Source organism: Crossiella sp. CA198 (assembly GCF_052078295.1).
GTDB lineage: Bacteria > Actinomycetota > Actinomycetes > Mycobacteriales > Pseudonocardiaceae > Crossiella.
This window is the reverse complement of the sequence record NZ_JBQJIM010000013.1, coordinates 109,800-127,142: the sequence shown is the minus strand read 5'-3', so window position 1 is coordinate 127,142 and position 17,343 is coordinate 109,800. Positions and strand designations below refer to the sequence as shown.

At 66.3% G+C, this 17,343-nt stretch carries 13 protein-coding genes; 10 read left to right on the top strand and 3 right to left on the bottom strand.

Translation table 11 applies throughout. The features are described 5' to 3' along the window. The first annotated feature begins 180 nt into the window (after window positions 1-180). Entirely contained in the window at window positions 181-1,140 is a 960-nt protein-coding gene (locus tag ACTOWY_RS22485) for a helix-turn-helix domain-containing protein (RefSeq protein ID WP_441311632.1), read from the top strand. Between the two features lie 603 nt (window positions 1,141-1,743). Here the strand turns inward: ACTOWY_RS22485 and ACTOWY_RS22480 are convergent. After that, window positions 1,744-2,607, bottom strand: a complete 864-nt coding sequence (locus tag ACTOWY_RS22480; protein ID WP_441311631.1) for a hypothetical protein — start codon at window positions 2,605-2,607, stop codon at window positions 1,744-1,746. Here ACTOWY_RS22480 and ACTOWY_RS22475 point away from each other — a divergent pair. From ACTOWY_RS22475 to ACTOWY_RS22465, 3 genes are all read left to right on the top strand, one after another. Beyond that, window positions 2,606-2,929, top strand: a complete 324-nt coding sequence (locus tag ACTOWY_RS22475) for a hypothetical protein (RefSeq protein ID WP_441311630.1) — start codon at window positions 2,606-2,608, stop codon at window positions 2,927-2,929. The two genes, ACTOWY_RS22480 and ACTOWY_RS22475, sit on opposite strands and share 2 nt — an antisense overlap. After that, on the top strand, window positions 2,926-3,117 hold the full coding sequence (locus tag ACTOWY_RS22470) for a hypothetical protein (RefSeq protein ID WP_441311629.1): 192 nt from the start codon (window positions 2,926-2,928) through the stop codon (window positions 3,115-3,117). The genes ACTOWY_RS22475 and ACTOWY_RS22470 overlap by 4 nt, the downstream gene beginning before the upstream one ends. A gap of 432 nt (window positions 3,118-3,549) precedes the next feature. Then, on the top strand, window positions 3,550-4,248 hold the full coding sequence (locus tag ACTOWY_RS22465) for a Crp/Fnr family transcriptional regulator (RefSeq protein ID WP_441311628.1): 699 nt from the start codon (window positions 3,550-3,552) through the stop codon (window positions 4,246-4,248). A 232-nt stretch (window positions 4,249-4,480) separates the two neighbouring features. Here ACTOWY_RS22465 and ACTOWY_RS22460 read toward each other — a convergent pair whose 3' ends face one another. After that, on the bottom strand, window positions 4,481-6,250 hold the full coding sequence (locus ACTOWY_RS22460; RefSeq protein WP_441311627.1) for a vWA domain-containing protein: 1,770 nt from the start codon (window positions 6,248-6,250) through the stop codon (window positions 4,481-4,483). After that, window positions 6,247-7,728 (bottom strand): AAA family ATPase, encoded by a 1,482-nt coding sequence (locus ACTOWY_RS22455; RefSeq protein ID WP_441311626.1) that lies wholly within the window; start codon window positions 7,726-7,728, stop codon window positions 6,247-6,249. Before ACTOWY_RS22455 ends, ACTOWY_RS22460 begins: the two co-directional genes overlap by 4 nt. A 596-nt stretch (window positions 7,729-8,324) precedes the next feature. On the opposite strand from ACTOWY_RS22455, the gene ACTOWY_RS22450 reads away from it, so the two are divergent. The 6 genes from ACTOWY_RS22450 to istB all read left to right on the top strand — a co-directional run bounded on the left by ACTOWY_RS22450 (window position 8,325) and on the right by istB (window position 17,253). Then, window positions 8,325-9,176, top strand: coding sequence for a serine/threonine-protein kinase (locus ACTOWY_RS22450; protein WP_441311625.1), 852 nt, complete (start codon window positions 8,325-8,327; stop codon window positions 9,174-9,176). Then, a complete protein-coding gene (locus tag ACTOWY_RS22445) occupies window positions 9,176-12,586 on the top strand; it encodes an AAA domain-containing protein (RefSeq protein ID WP_441311624.1) in 3,411 nt (1,136 codons plus the stop codon). Before ACTOWY_RS22450 ends, ACTOWY_RS22445 begins: the two co-directional genes overlap by 1 nt. Next, a complete protein-coding gene (locus ACTOWY_RS22440) occupies window positions 12,579-13,850 on the top strand; it encodes a hypothetical protein (protein WP_441311623.1) in 1,272 nt (423 codons plus the stop codon). Before ACTOWY_RS22445 ends, ACTOWY_RS22440 begins: the two co-directional genes overlap by 8 nt. A gap of 652 nt (window positions 13,851-14,502) precedes the next feature. Continuing rightward, window positions 14,503-15,132, top strand: a complete 630-nt coding sequence (locus ACTOWY_RS22435; RefSeq protein WP_441311622.1) for a hypothetical protein — start codon at window positions 14,503-14,505, stop codon at window positions 15,130-15,132. A gap of 46 nt (window positions 15,133-15,178) precedes the next feature. Next, window positions 15,179-16,441, top strand: a complete 1,263-nt coding sequence (gene istA / locus ACTOWY_RS22430; protein WP_441311621.1) for an IS21 family transposase — start codon at window positions 15,179-15,181, stop codon at window positions 16,439-16,441. Continuing rightward, window positions 16,441-17,253, top strand: a complete 813-nt coding sequence (istB, locus tag ACTOWY_RS22425) for an IS21-like element helper ATPase IstB (RefSeq protein ID WP_441311620.1) — start codon at window positions 16,441-16,443, stop codon at window positions 17,251-17,253. The genes istA and istB overlap by 1 nt, the downstream gene beginning before the upstream one ends. Window positions 17,254-17,343 lie beyond the last annotated feature (90 nt).

The following is a 17,343-nucleotide window of genomic DNA, read 5'->3' as shown; positions in this document are numbered from 1 at the left end:
ATTCGTCATCATCCGACTACTATGCGTTCAGGACCTGCGGCGAATGGTCTAACGGATTGCCGACCTGTTGGCCGCTCGGTCGGATAATCACTTGAATACTGGTAATCCCGGCAAAGAGCGGCCGGAGTGCCTTTTCGCTTTCCGGGAGTCACACTGTGCGGAACAGGCGGGAGGGGACGGGTGTTCGAGAACCTCGGCGTGAGCGCGGGTGAGTCGGCGGTCTACGAGTTGCTGCTGCGTGGCGGCACGAGCACCGCCGCCGAGTTGGCCATGGCCGGGTCGGAACGTGATCCACGCAGGTTGACCGAGGTGCTCGGCGAGCTGGAGGGGCGCGGGCTGGTGCGCAGGGTGGCCGGGGCGACGGCCCGCTGGTGCGCGGTCCCGCCCGATCTCGCGCTGGAGCTGCTCATCGCCGGCCGGGAGAGCGAGCATCGCCGCGCCCGCGCCGAGACGGCCCGGCTGATGGAGATCTACCGGCAGTCCGGCAACGGTTGTCCGGAGGACGAGTCCATTGTCGAGGTGGTGAAGGGCGCGGACGCCGCGCTGTCCCAGTGGCGGGCCCTGTTGCTCAGTGCGCGGGAGGAGGTCCGGGTTTTGGACAAACCTCCTTACCTATCCCATTCCGAGGAGTTCATCGGACTGGAAAGCGACAGCAGCAAACGCGATGTCAGCTGGCGAGTGGTCTACGAAAGGTCCAGTTTCGAGCTGCCAGGGCGGCTGGAAGAGGTGCTCGCGCTGGTCGCCGGCGGGGAGAAGGCCAGGGTGACCCCGGACCTGCCGTTCAAGCTGGGCCTGGTGGACCGGCGCGGCGCGGTGCTGCCGGTGGTCGGCGCGACCGGCATCGACAGCGTGCTGGTGATCCGGCCGTCCCCGCTGCTGGATGTGCTGCACTCGACCTTCGAGCTGTACTGGGACCGGAGCATCCCGTTCACCGGCGCGGCCGCGGCCGAGGCGGCGCCCGAGGTGGACCCGCAGCTGCTCGCGCTGCTGGCCGCCGGGCTGACCGACGAGAGCATCGCGCGGCAGCTGGGCATGGCGCCGCGGACCGCGCAGCGGCGGGTGCGCCAGCTGATGGACCGGTGCGGCGCGCAGACCCGCTTCCAGGCCGGGGTGCAGGCCATCCGGCACGGCTGGCTCTGAGTTCGCCGGTTCGCCCCGCGGACAGCGCTGACCCCTCAAGCAACACCGTCGGCGCGCCGAAACCCTCTCGGGGCGCGGCACCGTAGCAGAGGGCGTGTCGGTTTCGGGATCGAACACCTGTTCTTCCCGCTTGGACGGTGAGGTTTCCCTGAAATGGGGAAATCACACCAAGCAGGATACCGGACTGATGCTGGCAACGTGCAGGCACGCGACACCACCTGTGGTGGATTCCGCACCTGTCGGTAGACGTCGTGCGTGCGTGGCTGGCCGTGTCACCCCGGTTCACAAGCCTCACCATGTTCAGACGTGTTCTGCTTGGCTCGTGGCCGGTGGTCGACCGTGGGTGCCGTTCGGATGTCCGTGAAAAACTGACGGAGATGCCTGACACCTGTTTCCGCACAGCCAGGTTTGCTCACACGTTACAAAGTGAAGTGGTGGGCAGCGTCGTGAACGATGCGGCTTACCATTTTTCTGTCTATAGGAGAGCGGGATCGCGCCGTCCTGCTCGGCAATGTGCATGACGATGGCCTTCCAAAGCCATAGGACGCTGAATCCTCATGAGATCTCATTGCTCATCCGGTCTGCGTAACCAGAGACGAGGAACTACTCCTTGAGATCTTCGTTGAGGAGTCTTTCAAACCGCTTCCATAGGTATGCTTGGCGGAAACTCGGCTTCGTCAAGCCTACCTCTTGAGCCTCCTCTTTCGTGAGTGGGCGAAGGTTTCCGGATGCAGTCTCGGCCGCGCCATGTGGACCGAGATCCGGAAAATCCTCGTGAGGAGTGTGGAAAAGTTCTGGTGTGCGGAACTTGGCGAGTAGGGCGTTGTCGTGGCCGATTGCTGGCCAGCGGCCTGATCGAATGGCTTCGTCGTCGACATAGCGGGGGATGGGGTGCACGGGTGGATGGTGGGTCGCTGAGATCGGCTTAGCCGGGTGTGTTCCTTGGAAAAGTCCAAACGCGGTCCCGAAATTGTCTTGGGCGACTACGACCGCTAGGTGATATGCGCCGTTGGCGGCGGGGATAGCGATAATATCACCCGATTTGGGACGCGGGCGGCGGGCAGGGTTGGCTACCGTGAGCCCTTGGAGACATGAGGCGCCTTCGATTATGTTCGTTTCTGCAAAAACTAGGCCGCGGGCAATCAAGGACACCAGGTCATCCAAGGTCGGTTTGCTTTCGCGGCCCTCAGCCAGTTCGTTCGCGAGGGCTTCCAGGATGTCCCCCGCTTCAGCGTAGATGCTATCGGTGAGATCACCCGCACAGGACTCTCCAGTAACGGGCGGGCTGGCTGCGAACACGATGGGGAACGGCGGGTCATCCGCCAGCTTGTCGCGTAGCGACTGTGCTCCCCAGCCCAAGACCTCCAACAGCTCCAGCAGAGTGGGCCGTCTGTCCAGTTCAGACGCGATCTCCTCGCTCAGTCGGGACAACTCCTGGCTTGCGAACTGGTCGATCGTGTTGGCCATGGTGTCTTCCTATCCGCAGTTGGCCTTGAATGTCTCGGCCTGCACGTACTCGGGTTCTGTCTTTTTCGCTAGTGGGCGCTGGCGGTTCCCGCGTCCGGGCCAGGTCCGGGAGTGGCTCATCGAGGCTGGGCTGGACAACCTGGTATTGGCGGCCGAGCGCGACTTCGCCGAGGTGCGTTACTACCTGGTCGCCTCCGTGGCTGGCACCGCACCCGACGAATTGTTGTCGCCGACAGAACCGTTGCTGTGGCTGATGTCCCGCTCCGGGCTTGACCTTCGGCCAGGCAAGGGCCGTCCCCATCGTGCCGAGGAGGCCGGGTGAACCGGACCAACGACCTACCCCGCGCCTACCTGGCCAGCAGGTATGCACTCATCACAGTGCTGAGTCTGAGCCTGCTCACGATCGTGTTCTTGCTGGTGATCTGGCAGCCGGCCATCGCGGGATTCGTCGAGTCCCTGGTGCAGGGCGTCAAAGACGAGTGGCGCTCCTGGAACTGGAGCCTGTTCTGACCAAGGGTGCCGCACGAGGTTCCCTGAAAGCTCGGAGGGGTTTGATCGTCCCCGGTAGTCCGGAGTCGAGTTGCTGGATGATCACTCATTCCAGCAGCTCGGGGGACAGCACCGGTCCTCCTGGACCTGTGAGGATCGCAACGCCGTGCAGCCACACAGGCCGACAGCATCTATGGCATCGGTCCGAGGTCGCTGAAGCCATAGCCGAGCGCAACCACCCCTGTGTTACCTGAACACATGTCCCCTGAAACAGGCGGACACGCACGTTGACCTGTTCACCACACCAGATCGTCCACAACAGACGGTCGTCGCCCCGTGCCAGGGGACTCGAACACCCGGAGAAGGGTGGTGTACCCCCTGGCGGCTTCCCCGTGCGTGGCGGCCGCCGAGAGGGCCGCACGGTGCGGAAGTCCTGGCGTGCCAGGGCAATCCATGAACGAACGAACACTGGAACCGTTGCTCACCCGGTGCCCGATCTTCGCCGAGGCGCCATCCGGTCCCGCGGTGGAGTTGGCGATGAGCTTGCAGCGCACCGTCTACCCGGCCGGCAAGCTGGTCTATGCCGAGCGTGACCCGGCGGACCGGATCTTCATGGTCCTGGCCGGGATCGTCACACTGATCCGGAACTCCTGTGATCGGGAACGGCGCATCCTGATGTCGGTGCGCGGGCCGGCGGAGATCTTCGGCGAGGTCGAGGTCTACGAACGCTGCGCGCGGGAGACCGCGGCGGTCGCACACAACCAGTTGACCGTGCTGTCCATGGACGAGAAGGCGTTTCGGCGCTGGATCCGCCGCCACCGCGCGGTGGAGGACTCGTTGCTGCGCGACATGGCCCGCCAACTCCGTCGAGCCAACCGGCAACTGACTCACCTGCGCTGCATCGACGTCGACAGCCAACTGGCACACGTCATCGTCGAGGCGTGCTCGAAGTTCGGCACCATCGCCCACCACCTCTGGTCGGTGGATCTGAGCTTGGCCCTGCTGGAATGCAACCAGCAGATCGGTGCAAGCAAGGAGACGGTGAACAAGGTGCTCGCCGACTTCCTCGACCGCGGCTGGCTGCGGATCGAAGGGCAGACGCTGTTCGTGGTGGCGCCGGAGCAGCTCACCCGGCGAGCCGAGGACAGCTGAAGCTGCCAGTGAACAGGAGAACACGTCGTTCGGTGTTGCCGGGCCAGTCACCTGGTCCGGCAACACCTCCCACTCGCCGACCTGGAGCCGCACAGTCCTGTCGCGCGGTTCGCCCGGTCAGCGGGCCGGTGTGCTGAAACTGGGTGATGGGGAGGGTGGTGTTGCCGAACCAGGCGGTCTGGTTCGGCAACACCGGCATGCACATCAGCTCAACGCGTACCTCCAACTTCTGTCAGCCGAGCGCGCGGTCCCGGCCGATCGCGTCTTCGAGGACCTGCTGCACCAGCGGCGGAAGCTGGTCAACTCGATCAGGCGATACCGTCACGACTACCGGAACAACCCGGCGGAGTTGCGGGTGACGCGCCTCGGCCACGCCGATGGCCACCACCAGCACGTCCTCCTCGATCGCGGGGACCAGGGCGGCGCTGTCGACGAGGTCGCCGTCGTCGAGGCAGGCATCCGTGATGATCAACAGCAGGCGCCGTGTCCGGCGATCGGCGTCGACCCTCGCGAACTGCGCGGCCGCCCAGGCGAGCGCGGGGGCCAACTGGGTTTGCTCACCGCTGGCCTGCGCCCGTGCCAACCATTCCTGAGCGGTGGCAACAGATGCGCTGTCGGCGAGGTCGCGGATGACCATGACCTTGTCGGCGAAACCGGCGATCCCGATAGCGGCAAGACCATCGAGTTCACCCACCGAGTTCACCAGCGCCGCCGCCGCGGCATGCGCCGCGGGCGCGGGCTTCGGCCCGGTTTCGGGATCAAGCATCGAGGCCGAGCAGTCCAGCAGCAGGACACACTGCAGGCGGTGCAGCCGACGGGCATTGAGCTTGTCGTCGAGCCAGATCCACGGGGCGTGCTCGACCTGGTGGTGGGCGTTGAGGTAGACGCGGCCGGCTTGTCGCTCCAGGTCCAGCCGAGGCCCCGAGCTGCTGGGGCAGCGTCGCCGCGCGGGCGCGGTGAGCAGCGGCCGGAGGACCGCCGCGAACTGCTGAGTCAGCACCGGCACCAGATCCGCCCACCGCCTGACTACCTCCAGGGCGCCTGGATCGGCCTGCTGCCGCGCCCATTTCTCTGGCGGACAAACCAGCTCGGCGTAGTTCTGCGGGCCGCGCTCTTCGTGATAGATCCGCACAACTGCTCGCCGATACCCTTGGTGGTCAACAGCTTCGCGGAGGAAGCGCAGCAGATCACCTCTGGGCCGAGGTCGGTTTTCCGGGGAGTTCCGGCCGATGCAGTGCACCGGGCGCGGGGTGGCGTGCAGGTGATCGAGCAGCTGCCGCTCGAACTCCTCGCGGCTGGTGCGTTCTCCTTCCTCACCTTCGTGTTCGCGCTGCCGCACCCATTCCCATAGAACGTCGAGCAACTCCTCGCCTATGGCCGTCGCGTGCTGCCAGGACGTGTGCCTGGCCCGGATGAGAATCGAGGCGATCTCCGGCCAGACCGTGGCGAAGACGGGGTCGGCCGGGTGGTCGGTCTCGGAGCCGTCAGCACGCCGGAGCCGGCCACAGCGCATGATCAGCATGCCCCAGGCCAGCAATCGTTGGGCGTCCTGCACGGCCGCGGGACCCGCGGCCGCGTCGGCTGGTTCGCCGTAGGGCTCCAGCAAACACAGGTAGGCCATTTCCCGGTTGAGCGGCCAGTGGGACAGGCGGTCCAGCATGGGCAGGTGATCGCCGCGGATGTCGGCCAGGATGTTGGCGATGACCCCGCGGAGGGTGGTCGCCGGCAGCGGCCGGTAGCCCTGGGTGTGTTCCCAGGCGTGCATCGCTTCGTGACCGGCCAGGTAGGAGATCATCTGGTATCGCAGCGTGCCGGCCAGCTCCTGCCAGACCGGGTGGAAGTGCCCGGCCGCGAGAACCTGACTGACCGGGAAGCCCACGGTGAAGCCCAGCGGGTTCGCCCGGGTGGACGGTTGCCCAGCCGGGGTGAGGAACACCCGGTGACCCGGCACGATCATGCCGAAGACCCGCCGCAGGACGCCCTCGTACTCAGCCTCGCTCATTCGACGGTGCCTCCGATCTCCGGGAAGGCGGCTTGGAGCTGCTGGTCGGAGACCAGCGAGCTGAACGGCAGGTGGGAAACCTTCGGGGTGCCCCACCCCTCCAGCCCGTGCGCGAGGGACAGCGCGTGCAGCGCCAGCGCCGGATCGCGCGGCAACTTGCCGGCGAAGACCGCCACCGCGATCTCGTTGGCAGGTTCACCGAAAGCGCGCCGCTCGACGGCTTCCCGCACCGCGCGGCTGCCCCAGGAGTACCGGGCGGCCAACACCTGATTGTGGTTGAGCAGACAGGCTGTCCGGGCGGTGAGATCGGCGAAGTTCTCCAGCTCCTCCAGCGCTGTGTCCAGTGTGGAGGCAGAAGCCAGTCCACGGTGGACCAGCTCGTGGAGAACACGAGCACCGGCCTGGTAGGCATCCCTGGCAAGGCAGTCCTGGTGGAGTTGCGTCACCGGCAACACCGTCCACCGCTCCAGCCATTTCGCGCCGAAGTCGACGCTCGGCCGGTTCGTCGTCCCGGCGACCAGAACATGGGGATCGATGGGGACGTCGATCGCGCCGCCGGTGATCGGGTAGTAGGCCTGCAACCGGGCCGCGGTCGGGTTGAGCAGTGCTTCGATGGCATCGAGCACGTCCATCCGGTCGGTCCACCGGTGCAGGTCCACCAGTTCGATCACGCACGGGTGCTGGATCGCCTCGACGAGCAGGCTGTGGTGCAGCACCGTGGCCCCGCCTTCCAAACCGATACGGAACAGCTCGATCTGCTCGGGGCTGTTGACCGTCAGGTAGGGCACGCCGCGGTTGGCGGCGAGGCGGGCCAGCGTCGCGGACTTGCCGGTCCCGGGCGGCCCGGAGAGCAGGAAGACCCGGCGGCCCAGGGCCGTGAGGTTCTCCAGCTGCTGGTGCACCGCCTCGTTGGTGACCGCCTCGGCGAGCACCCGCGGATCCGGGATGCGTTCACCCAGCTCCCGCGACCACCGGGCCGGCGGCCGTAGTGGTGGGACCTGGATGGGCACGAGCGCGCTGGAGGCCTTCTGCCAGCGCATGCTCACCGGGAAGAACACCAGCCGGTGTTCATCGGCGAAGTCGGCCGCCGCGGGTTCGCCCATGCCGAATGTGAACTCGGCGATGTTGTCCATGGCCTCGCGCACCGCCGCCCCGGCCTGCCCGTCGAGTTGGGTGCCGGCTTCCAGGAGGGCCTGGTGGTGTGCGCACGGGAGGATGGGACAGTCGGCGCAGTACAGGCCGGTTCCGGTGGGCTGGTACATCAGCGCGAACTCCGGCTTGGCGGGGTCGCCGTGGCCGTGGTGGATGAGGATCCGGACGGTGGTGTCCGGGGCGAGGGCGCTGGGGCTGGTGAAGCTCGCGGTCAGCTCGACCACGCTGGTGTCGGTGGTGTCGAGGATCCGAGCCGAGCTGTCGTGGAGTTGGCGCCAGAGGGCTTTGGCCTTGCGCCGTCGGATGAGGTGTGTGATTCCGTTCATGGTGTGCCCTGGCACGCCAGAACCCCGCGGTCGCCGGACCGGGGGCGCCAGGGGGTGCACCGCCTTCCAGCGGAGTGCGGGAACGCCCTGGCGTGGGCGCCGGTTTCGGGTACGCGTTGTTGAGCTGTCAACGTGCAGGTCCGCAGTTGAGCGCGGACACCAACTCAGGTAACGCGGCTCCGTGACGGCACCGTCGGTGGTGCTGGTGCTCCGGGGTGGATCAGCGGTGCTCGCTCCAGGTAGGTCAACTTCCTGGCCAGCCCCAACGTTGGCTCCCTGGTCAGGATGGGTGGTTCTGGCCGTTCATCTGACTCGCATCGATGCGGCGTGTCGTAGGTTCGACACGCGGCAGACAGGGGGAGTGCGATGGACGACTCCGAGGCAGGAGGGCCCTCGCCGTACCCGCCACGGGAGGCGCCGGCAATAGGCTCTCCGGCTTCGGTCGCCGTTCCTGCGGTACAAGCTCAGCGCCGTGCAGCTTGACTGAGGTGGCGTAGGTCTTCTCCAGTTCGGCAACCGCCGCTTCCCACTCGCCACAGGCCCTCGCCACTCGCGGCCTTCCGAGGCATTCGTCGATCTGGAGACAAAAGCGACGGGTGGTCTCCGTCGGCAGCGGGCTCTCGGTAACGTGTCTGAACCTGGATGCGACGTGGCGGGGCAAGGGGAGGAACGGCGTGGGCTCGAACGGTCCGCTGGGAGACCACCCAAGGCACGAACGACGGGGCTACCAGTTGGAAGCTCGCCCGGTCGGGCGAGGTGGGCAGGGCCAGGTCTTTCCCGCCATGCACAAGGGGACCGGCATCAAGGTGGCTTTCAAGAGGCGGTCGTCGTGGGGTGTGGAAGCCGTGGCCAGGATGCGCCGGGAGATCGAGTTCGGGCAGTTGCCGCTCGACAACGACCACATCATGCCAGTGCTCGACCACGGTTTGAGCCACGACTGGTTCGTAATGCCCTTCGCAGAGGGCGGCAGCGCCGAGGACGCTCGCGCCTCATTCTCGCACGACGACCGTCTGAAGGCCTTGGTTCTGGCCGTCTGCTCGGCGCTGGAGGTGACGCACGCGGCGGGGTGGCTGCACCGCGATCTGAAGCCAGCCAACATCTTGTCGGTCGAGGGACGATGGACAGTCGCTGACTGGGGGTTCGGTCGACGACGGCTGGGTGACACCACCTTCACCGGCCGGACCGCACCCGGCGAGTTCTTCGGCACCTACGGCTTCGCCGCGCCTGAGCAAGCGACGGACGCCCACAACGCGACCCCCAGCGCAGACCTGTACAGCCTCGGCCAGATCATCGGCTGGGCGCGGACCGGGAAACTACCGAAGGACGGCACGCCGCTGCTGCCCGCTGCCGAGCCCTGGCGGTCGGTCGTCGTCGCCGCGACCGTACGGGATCCCTCCGCCAGACCACAGAACGCGCACGAGTTCCGCGAGCTTGTGGGGGCGATCTGATGGACGTGATCGCGGACCGGTACGCACTGTTCAACGAAGCACCCCGCATGGGCGGCTTCGCCAGCGTCCACAAGGCTGTCGACCTCACCGCGCAGGACTCCGTCGCGGTGAAGCTGATCGGCCGGAGCGCCGACCCGCACCGCGAGCTCGCCGTCACCAGGGAACTCGAGAGCCTGCGCACCCTCAGCCACACCAACATCATCCGACTGCGGGACGCCGGGATCGACGACGAGCGCAACGCGCACTACCTGGTCCTGGACTGGGTCGAGACGTCCCTCGACGACGTCCTGTCCGCCCAGGGCCCCTACACCTGGGACGAACTCGCGGACAAGGTCGCCATGCCGCTGGTCCATGCGCTGTCCTACGCGCATCTCAAGGGAGTCGAGCACCGCGACATCAAGCCGCGCAACGTCCTCGTCACCGCGGCCGGCGATCCGCTGCTGGCCGATTTCGGCATCGCGAAGGTCGCCCAGGGCACCGCCAGCGAGCACACCGTCATGGGCTTCCACTCCGGCGCGTACACACCGCCGGAGCAGGATGGCTCCGTCAAGAACGTTCGCGACGTGTACTCGATGGGTGTGCTGCTGATCCGGGCGATGCACCAGGACCCGCTCAAGAACTTCGCGGACGTCGACCCCGCCCTCCAATCGATCAACGTACCGCCGGACGTGCGCAGACTGCTCGGCAGGTGCGTCGACCCGGACCACACCCAGCGGCCAGCGAACGGCGCCGTGCTCGCTGAGGAGTTGGACAAGGTTCTGCGCGGGCGGGCCGTGCTCCCCGTCTCAAGTCGCAGCGTCCTCTGGCTCCAGCTCACGAATAACGCCAGGCGGAACCTGCTGGAGCAGGCGCAAGCCCCGGGGACCACGGCCGAAGCGATCGTGCTGGACGACCTCGGAGACGACGTATTCGCCGAATACCGGCAGGACCGGAGCAAGAACGCCGCCGACCGGACGACCGTGCTCATCGCAGGCAAGCAGTGGAGGTACACGCTCAAGCTCGACGCCCCGCCGAAGTTCGTCATCACAGGCGCGCGGCAGGCCGAGTACGAGGAACTCGAGCGCTTTCGCCGGGGCGCACTGAACGTCGCCGACTTCGCGACGTGGGTCTGCTCGGAGCCGCGTGACCGCGCCAGGGCAGCAGACGGACATGAGACTCTGCTGCGCGCGCTGGACGACTTCGACGTGGAGAAGGACCTTCGGCACGGCGGTGACCTGGCCGACCGCCACGACGGCATGGACATCCTCGACGAGTGGAGCAAGGTCCTGCAGGCGCGTGAGGACCTGGCACGCGGTTCCATGAAGGAGTTGCACTACACCAGCCGGGTGATTCGCGGCCGGGAGGTGGAGCTCACGCTCCAGGACCCGGTCGAGGAGGAACTCATCGACACCGACTGGGAGATCCTCGATCGGGACTCGCGCAGGGTGCTGGCGCACGGTCGCGTCATCGGCCAGGACGACGCGACCGTCACGATCCACAGCAAGAACCTGCGCGCCGGGCTGGAGCGAAACGGCATCATCCGGCCGTCCCTCGGCCCTTCGAGGAAGGCCCTGCAACGCCAGCGCGACGCCGTCTCAGCCTTCCGGGACGGCACCGCGGCCCGGCCGGAACTGCTGGCCAAGGTCCGGAACCCCGCTGCGGTCGACGCCCCCGTGCCGCGCAAGGTCGAGGCTTGGGCCGGCACGCTCGACGCTGGCAAGAAGGCGGCCGTGGAGTCGGCACTGGGTACGACGGACGTCCTGCTGGTGGAGGGGCCGCCCGGCACCGGCAAGACCGACCTCATCGCGGAGATCGTCGTGCAGTCGCTACGGGAGCGGCCGAACTCGAGAATTCTCATTGTCAGCCAGACCCACGTCGCGGTGGACAACGCACTGGCCCGCCTGCACCAGGCCGGGGTGACCGGCATCGTCCGGCTCGGCAACCCCGACGATCCCCGCATTGACAACTCCATCCGGCACATGTTGCTCGATCAGCAGATGGCGAAGTGGACGAGCAGGATCCGGCGGAACGCCCAGCACTACCTGGAGAAGGTCGCCGCCGAGCACGGTCTCGACGTGGGGCACCTGCACGCAGCACTGTCGCTGGAGGAGCTGGCGAAGGTGGTCCGCGAACGTGCGGAGGTCGGGCAGGAGATCGACCGCCGGGTCAACGGCAGAGGCGTGACGTCCAAGCTGGCCACCTCGCTGGACATCGTCGAGGACGACAGCGACCTCCAGGACCGGGTCGACGACCTCGCCACCCGCTACGACCAGCTGTACGCGGAAGCCGTTAAGCACCTCGCCGGCGACCTGACACTGGCCCCTAGTCTGACGGCCGCGGACGCGCTCATGACCGCGGACGCGCTCCTGGGCACATCCGAATCCGCTCGGCGGCTGCTCTCCCTCGTCGAGCTGCAGGCGGAATGGTTGCAGCGGACTCGGACCGACCGCCACCTCACGGAGGCGTTCCTCGGCACCGCCCAGGTGATCGCCGGCACCTGCATCGGCTTCGTGGGGCAAGCCGCCGTCCGCAGCCTGGAAATCGATCTCTGCATCCTGGACGAGGCGTCGAAGGCCACCGCGACCGAGGCCCTCGTGCCGCTGTCCCGGTCGCGTCGGGCAATCCTGGTCGGGGACACCAACCAGCTGCCCCCGCAGGAGGAGGACCTGCTCAGGTCCACCGGCATCCTCACCGAGCACGGCATCGACCGAGAGCTGGTGCAGGAGACCATGTTCAAATGGTTCGCCGACCGGCTGCCCGCGCACTCGAAGTTCCTGCTGCGCGACCAGTACCGGATGGTCCGGCCGATCGGTGACCTGGTGTCGACCTGCTTCTATGGAGGAGAGCTCAACTCGCCCCGGGCCGAGGGACTGCCCGGCTACGATGTGTTCGGCAAGCCCGTGCTCTGGCTGGACACATCCCGGCTCGGCGACGACCGGCGGGAAGACGCCGGGCCGGGCGGCGTCAGCTATGCCAACCGGGCCGAGGCCCGAGTCGTCTTCGACCGGCTCAAGACGCTGGAGAGGGCCATCGACAAAGGCGTCGTGAGCATTCCGGGCGGCGCGGACAAGCTGGAGGTCCTGCTCATCGCCCCGTATCGCCGACAGGTCACCGAGATGCTGCGGCGGCTCGGGGCCAACCGCTTCAAGCGACTGCGCGTTGACGTGCTGTCCGTGGACGCCGTCCAGGGTCGGCAGTGCGACGTCGCGTTGTTCTCCGTGACCCGGAGCAATCCCCAGTTCAAACTGGGCTTTCTCGGGGCGGACCACTGGCGTCGCATCAACGTCGCGGTGTCCCGGGCGCGCTTCGGCCTGACCATCGTCGGCGACGCCGAGTTCTGTCGGACTGCGAACGGGGCGCTGCGGGATGTGCTGCGCTACATGAGTGACAATCCCGACGACTGCGCGGTGCGGGAGGTCGAGAGTGCCTAGTTCGGACCTGCTCCTGGCCAAGCGGTTCGGTGACGACCGTCCCGGGCTCGACCTGCTCGGCGTCGAGAAGGCGGCCGTGCCGGTCACGGTCGTTGCGGCAGACATTCTGGCTCAGGAGATCAAATCGCTCCCGCTGCTGGACGAGTTTGTGCTGCGCCTGGTCAAGGCTGATGTCGGTGGGGTGGCGGAGATCGCGGCCTTTCTGGGGCTGGATCGCCGGCTGGTCGACATCGCCGTTGCCGACCAGCACCGGAACGGCGATCTGCTGGTCGGGCCCGGCGCGGAGTGGCTCAAGCTGACTGACCGGGGGCGGCGGCTGGCCGACGACCTCGAGTCGATCACGCCGGTGCGCAAGAATGTCAAGATCGTCTTCGACCGGGTCACCTGGTCGGTCGCGGACTACGAGAACCGGGACCTGATCACCAAGGCCGCCGCCCAGGCCGAGGGTTGCGTCCTGCTGTCCGCTCTGCACACCACCCGTATCAAGACAACGGACATCACCCCGGCCGCGGTGAACTCCATTCTCAAGTCGTCGGGGCGGCGCGCGTCGCTAGATGTCTTGGACATCACCGCGGTCACTCCCTCGACCCACCGGTACATGCCGGCGGAAATTCTGATCTACGGTGATGCGGACCGCGGCGAGGTCGAAACGGCTGTGGTCGTCGACGGTGACCACAGCGAGCCGCATGACGCCGCGCTGAGCCGGCTTGGCGGCGACGTGAAACTGGCCTTTACTGTCGAACCCGTGCAGGCGCATGTGCCGCTCACACCGGCTCTCGAGGCGGAGCGGGTGTACCCGGCGCCAGGAGGGCCGCTGAACGAGAACGGCCCAAGGGTGCGGGGAATCCGACACTTCGAACACCAGCTGGTTCTGATGTCGGCCCTGGAGACCGCCATCAACCGGATCCTTATCGCCACCGACATGGCCACCCGCTCCGTGGTCGATGGCACCTTCATCGCCCGGCTGGAGCAGCGACTGCGGGCTCGCGTCCAGGTGGACCTGATCCTTTCCCGGCCCAGCAAGGACATCGACGAAGAACTCGACCGCCTCGCTCGCCGACATCGCGGCCTCCGGGTACACCGGCCCGATTCTGGCGACTTGAACACGTTGATCTTCGACGGTTTCTGGGTCGCGTCGGACTTTCCCTGGTTGTCCTTCCGCGGGGCGGGACGGCCGTTCCGCGACTGTTCGGGAACCGTGCTCGCGATCCCCGAGGAAGTGGATCGCGAGCACGCGGCGCTGCTGTCCCGGTACGCCCGCTGAGACAGGCTCGCAGGACTCGCCGCTTTTCCACCCGACGGCGGGTGGCTGTGGGCAGGCCACTACGTGCGCCGGGCCGTGCAGCGTTGTGTGTGCCGACAACCACGTCCATGCAGGCCAAGCGCGACATGCCACGACGCGTGGACGATTCCCCTGAGATAGATCCGAGTGCCATGCGTCGGGAAGATGCTGCGCCAGCAGTGGTGCGGCAGCAGCGACGACAGCGCGGCCAACCAGAAACGGTCGACGGGCTCGTAGCGGACCGCCCATTGACCTGTCGGCGCAGCACCGCGTTCTCGTGCCGCAGCACGAGCAGGTCGGCATCCTTTGTGGTGTCCCGGCAGCAGCACCGCGGGCACGAACAGCAACGCGCGAGTTGCTCGGCGCAGCAGCGAGACAATCACCCGAGCAACATCCCAGTCACTACCGAAGGGCCAGAGTCCCAGCTGCCACCTGCGGCGATGACTTACCGAGCCCCACAAGCACGGGCCGCCCCGGCGGTGTGGCGGCGCACCACAGTCGACGAGCACACCCCGATCACCCAGGCACCACGCGGCCCACCTCAGACTGCCTGCGCGCCTCCCCGTCGGCGGCACCTCCGGTTGTAGTCTGCCCTGCACAGCTATGGGGCGCGTTTGCGAGAGGTCAGGCACAGATGGGGGCGTCGGAGTCAAACGCCGGGGATGATTTCCACTTCTGGTGGGCAGCCCGTCGAGCGCTGCAGTTGATCGCGCCAGGAGCCCATCTCAAACGGGTTGTTGTCGAGGGACTGGCCGCCGTTGACGACCCCGACGACCAGTACGAGATCGTCGACGTTGGGGAGTACTTCGGCGGCGGGGACTTCGACTCCGCCGACTCTGTCATTTTGTCGCAGCTCAAGTACAGCACCCGTGAACCCACCAAAGTCTGGACGAAGGCTCGCCTCACTGAGAAGCGCAGCCGCCGCTCCAGTGGTGCGGCGTCCGCAAAGTCTCCGAGGTCGCTGATCGCCGACCTGGCAAACACCTACAAATTGCTGGTGGACGAGCACGACCATGATGCAGTGTCGGACAAGGTGCGCATCCGGCTGGTAAGTAACCAGCCCGTGGACCGGCTCGTGGTGGAGACCGTCACCGCCGCGGCCAGTTGGGTACGGAGCAAGAATGGCGCAACCCTTCGGCTGGCCCACCTGCGCTCGGCGTTGTCGAGCGCCCACGTCGAGGTGATTGACGCGTTCCACAAGGCTGTCGGTCAACGTCTGAACAGCGCCCAATTCTGCGGCCTGTCGACAACTCCGCAAGACTGACCCCCAGGCAACTCGGGGAACTTGACCCCGCAACGATGCTAGGCGGGTGTTACAAGTGGAAAACTGGGCGGAAATCCGCCGCTTGCATCGGGCCGAAGGAATCCCGATCAAGGAGATCGCGAGAAGGCTCGGAGTAGCGCGCAACACCGTTCGGGCCGCACTGCGATCGGACCAGCCGCCAAAGTACGAACGAGCACCAGGCGGCCGTGTCACGGATGCATACGAGTCGGCGATCCGCGCATTATTGACAGAGTACCCGAGAATGCCGGGAACCGTCATCGCAGAGCGCATCAGCTGGCCCTACACGATGAACCCACTGCGGGAGTGCCTCCGGCGGATCCGACCGGAGTATCTCGGCGTGGACCCAGTAGACCGGGTGCACTATGAACCCGGCCAGATCGCCCAGTGTGATCTGTGGTTCCCCGAGACAAAGATTCCGGTCGCGGCGGGCCAAGACCGGGTGCTGCCCGTTCTGGTCATGACGCTGGGCTATTCGAGATTCCTGAGCGCGGTGATGCTGCCCTCTCGCCTGGGCGGGGATCTCCTGTCAGGAATGTGGACACTGATCTCCACTATCGGCCGAGTCCCCAAAACGCTCGTCTGGGATCGCGAGTCGGCGATCGGCGGGACCGGACGAGTCACCGCGCCGGCGGCGGCTTTCGCTGGAACACTCGCGACACGCATCAAACTGGCGCCACCGCGGGATCCGGAATTCAAGGGGATGGTCGAACGGGCAAACGGCTACCTGGAAACATCGTTCCTTCCCGGCCGCAGATTCACTTCACCTGCCGATTTCAACCAGCAACTGGCTGAATGGCTCGTCCGCGCGAACACCCGCACGGTCCGGTCCATTCACGCCCGGCCGGTTGACCTGCTGGAGACCGACTATCTGGCGATGATTCCGCTACCTCCGGTCGATCCACCGATCGGATTGAACAACCGGGTCCGACTGGCACGGGACTACTACGTCCGGGTGGACACCTGCGACTACTCGGTGGACCCGCGGTTGATCGGCCGGTTCGTTGACGTGACCGCCTCACCGGACCAGGTGGTGGTGTTCTGCGATGGCCAGGTCGCCGCACGGCATCACCGGTCCTGGGCCAAGCAGGAGGTCGTCACCGACCCCGAACATGTCGAGCTCGCCCGGCATCTGCGCCGGGACCTGGCCCAGCGAAGCCACCACCAGGCCAACGCCCCGGCCGGGCGACAGCACCCCGATGGACATGTCGTCCAGCTGCGCGCTCTGCCCGACTACGACGCCTTGTTCGGTGTCGACTTCACCGCACCATCAACGAAAGCGAGTGAATAATGACAGAGACCATCACGGCACGGCCCATTTCGGGATCGGGGGAAGGAATAGGGTCGATGCTGGCCTACCTGACTCGTGTGCTGAAAGTCCCGACGATCGCAGCCTGCTGGGAAGACCTCGCTGGACAGGCGCGGGATGAGAACTGGTCGCACGAGGAATACCTTGCCGCACTGCTGCAGCGGCAGGTCGCGGACCGGGAATCCAAGGGAACGGTCATGCGGATCCGCACCGCACATTTTCCGCAGGTGAAGACCCTGGAGGACTTCAATCTGGATCATCTGCCGTCGTTGCGCCGTGACCTCCTGGCTCATCTGGCCACGGGAATGTTCGTCGCGAAGGCAGAGAACGTGATCCTGTTGGGGCCACCCGGCCTCGGCAAGACACACCTGGCGATCGGCTTGGGTGTTAAAGCCGCACAGGCTGGCTACTCGGTGTTGTTCGACACCGCAAGTAACTGGATCGCCCGACTGACCGCCGCACATAGTGGCGGCCGACTTGATGACGAACTCAAGCGGATCCGTCGTTACAAGCTGATCATTATCGATGAAGTCGGCTACATTCCATTCGACCAAGACGCGGCCAACCTGTTCTTCCAGTTGATCGCGTCGCGTTACGAGCAGGGATCGGTGATGGTGACCTCGAACTTGCCATTCGGGCGTTGGGGAGAGACGTTCTCCGATGACGTGGTCGCCGCCGCGATGATCGACCGGCTCGTGCACCACGCCGAGGTTCTCACGCTGACTGGTGATTCCTATCGAACCCGTCAACGGCGGGAGTTGCTGTCCAAGGAAAATCGGGCTGCCAACAACTGAAGGCTACTCCAGGGGGTCAAAGTTGAGAAGTTGCCTGGGGGTTGAAGTTGCGGAGTTGTTGACAGCGGCCTCTTCGCAGTTCTTGACTTC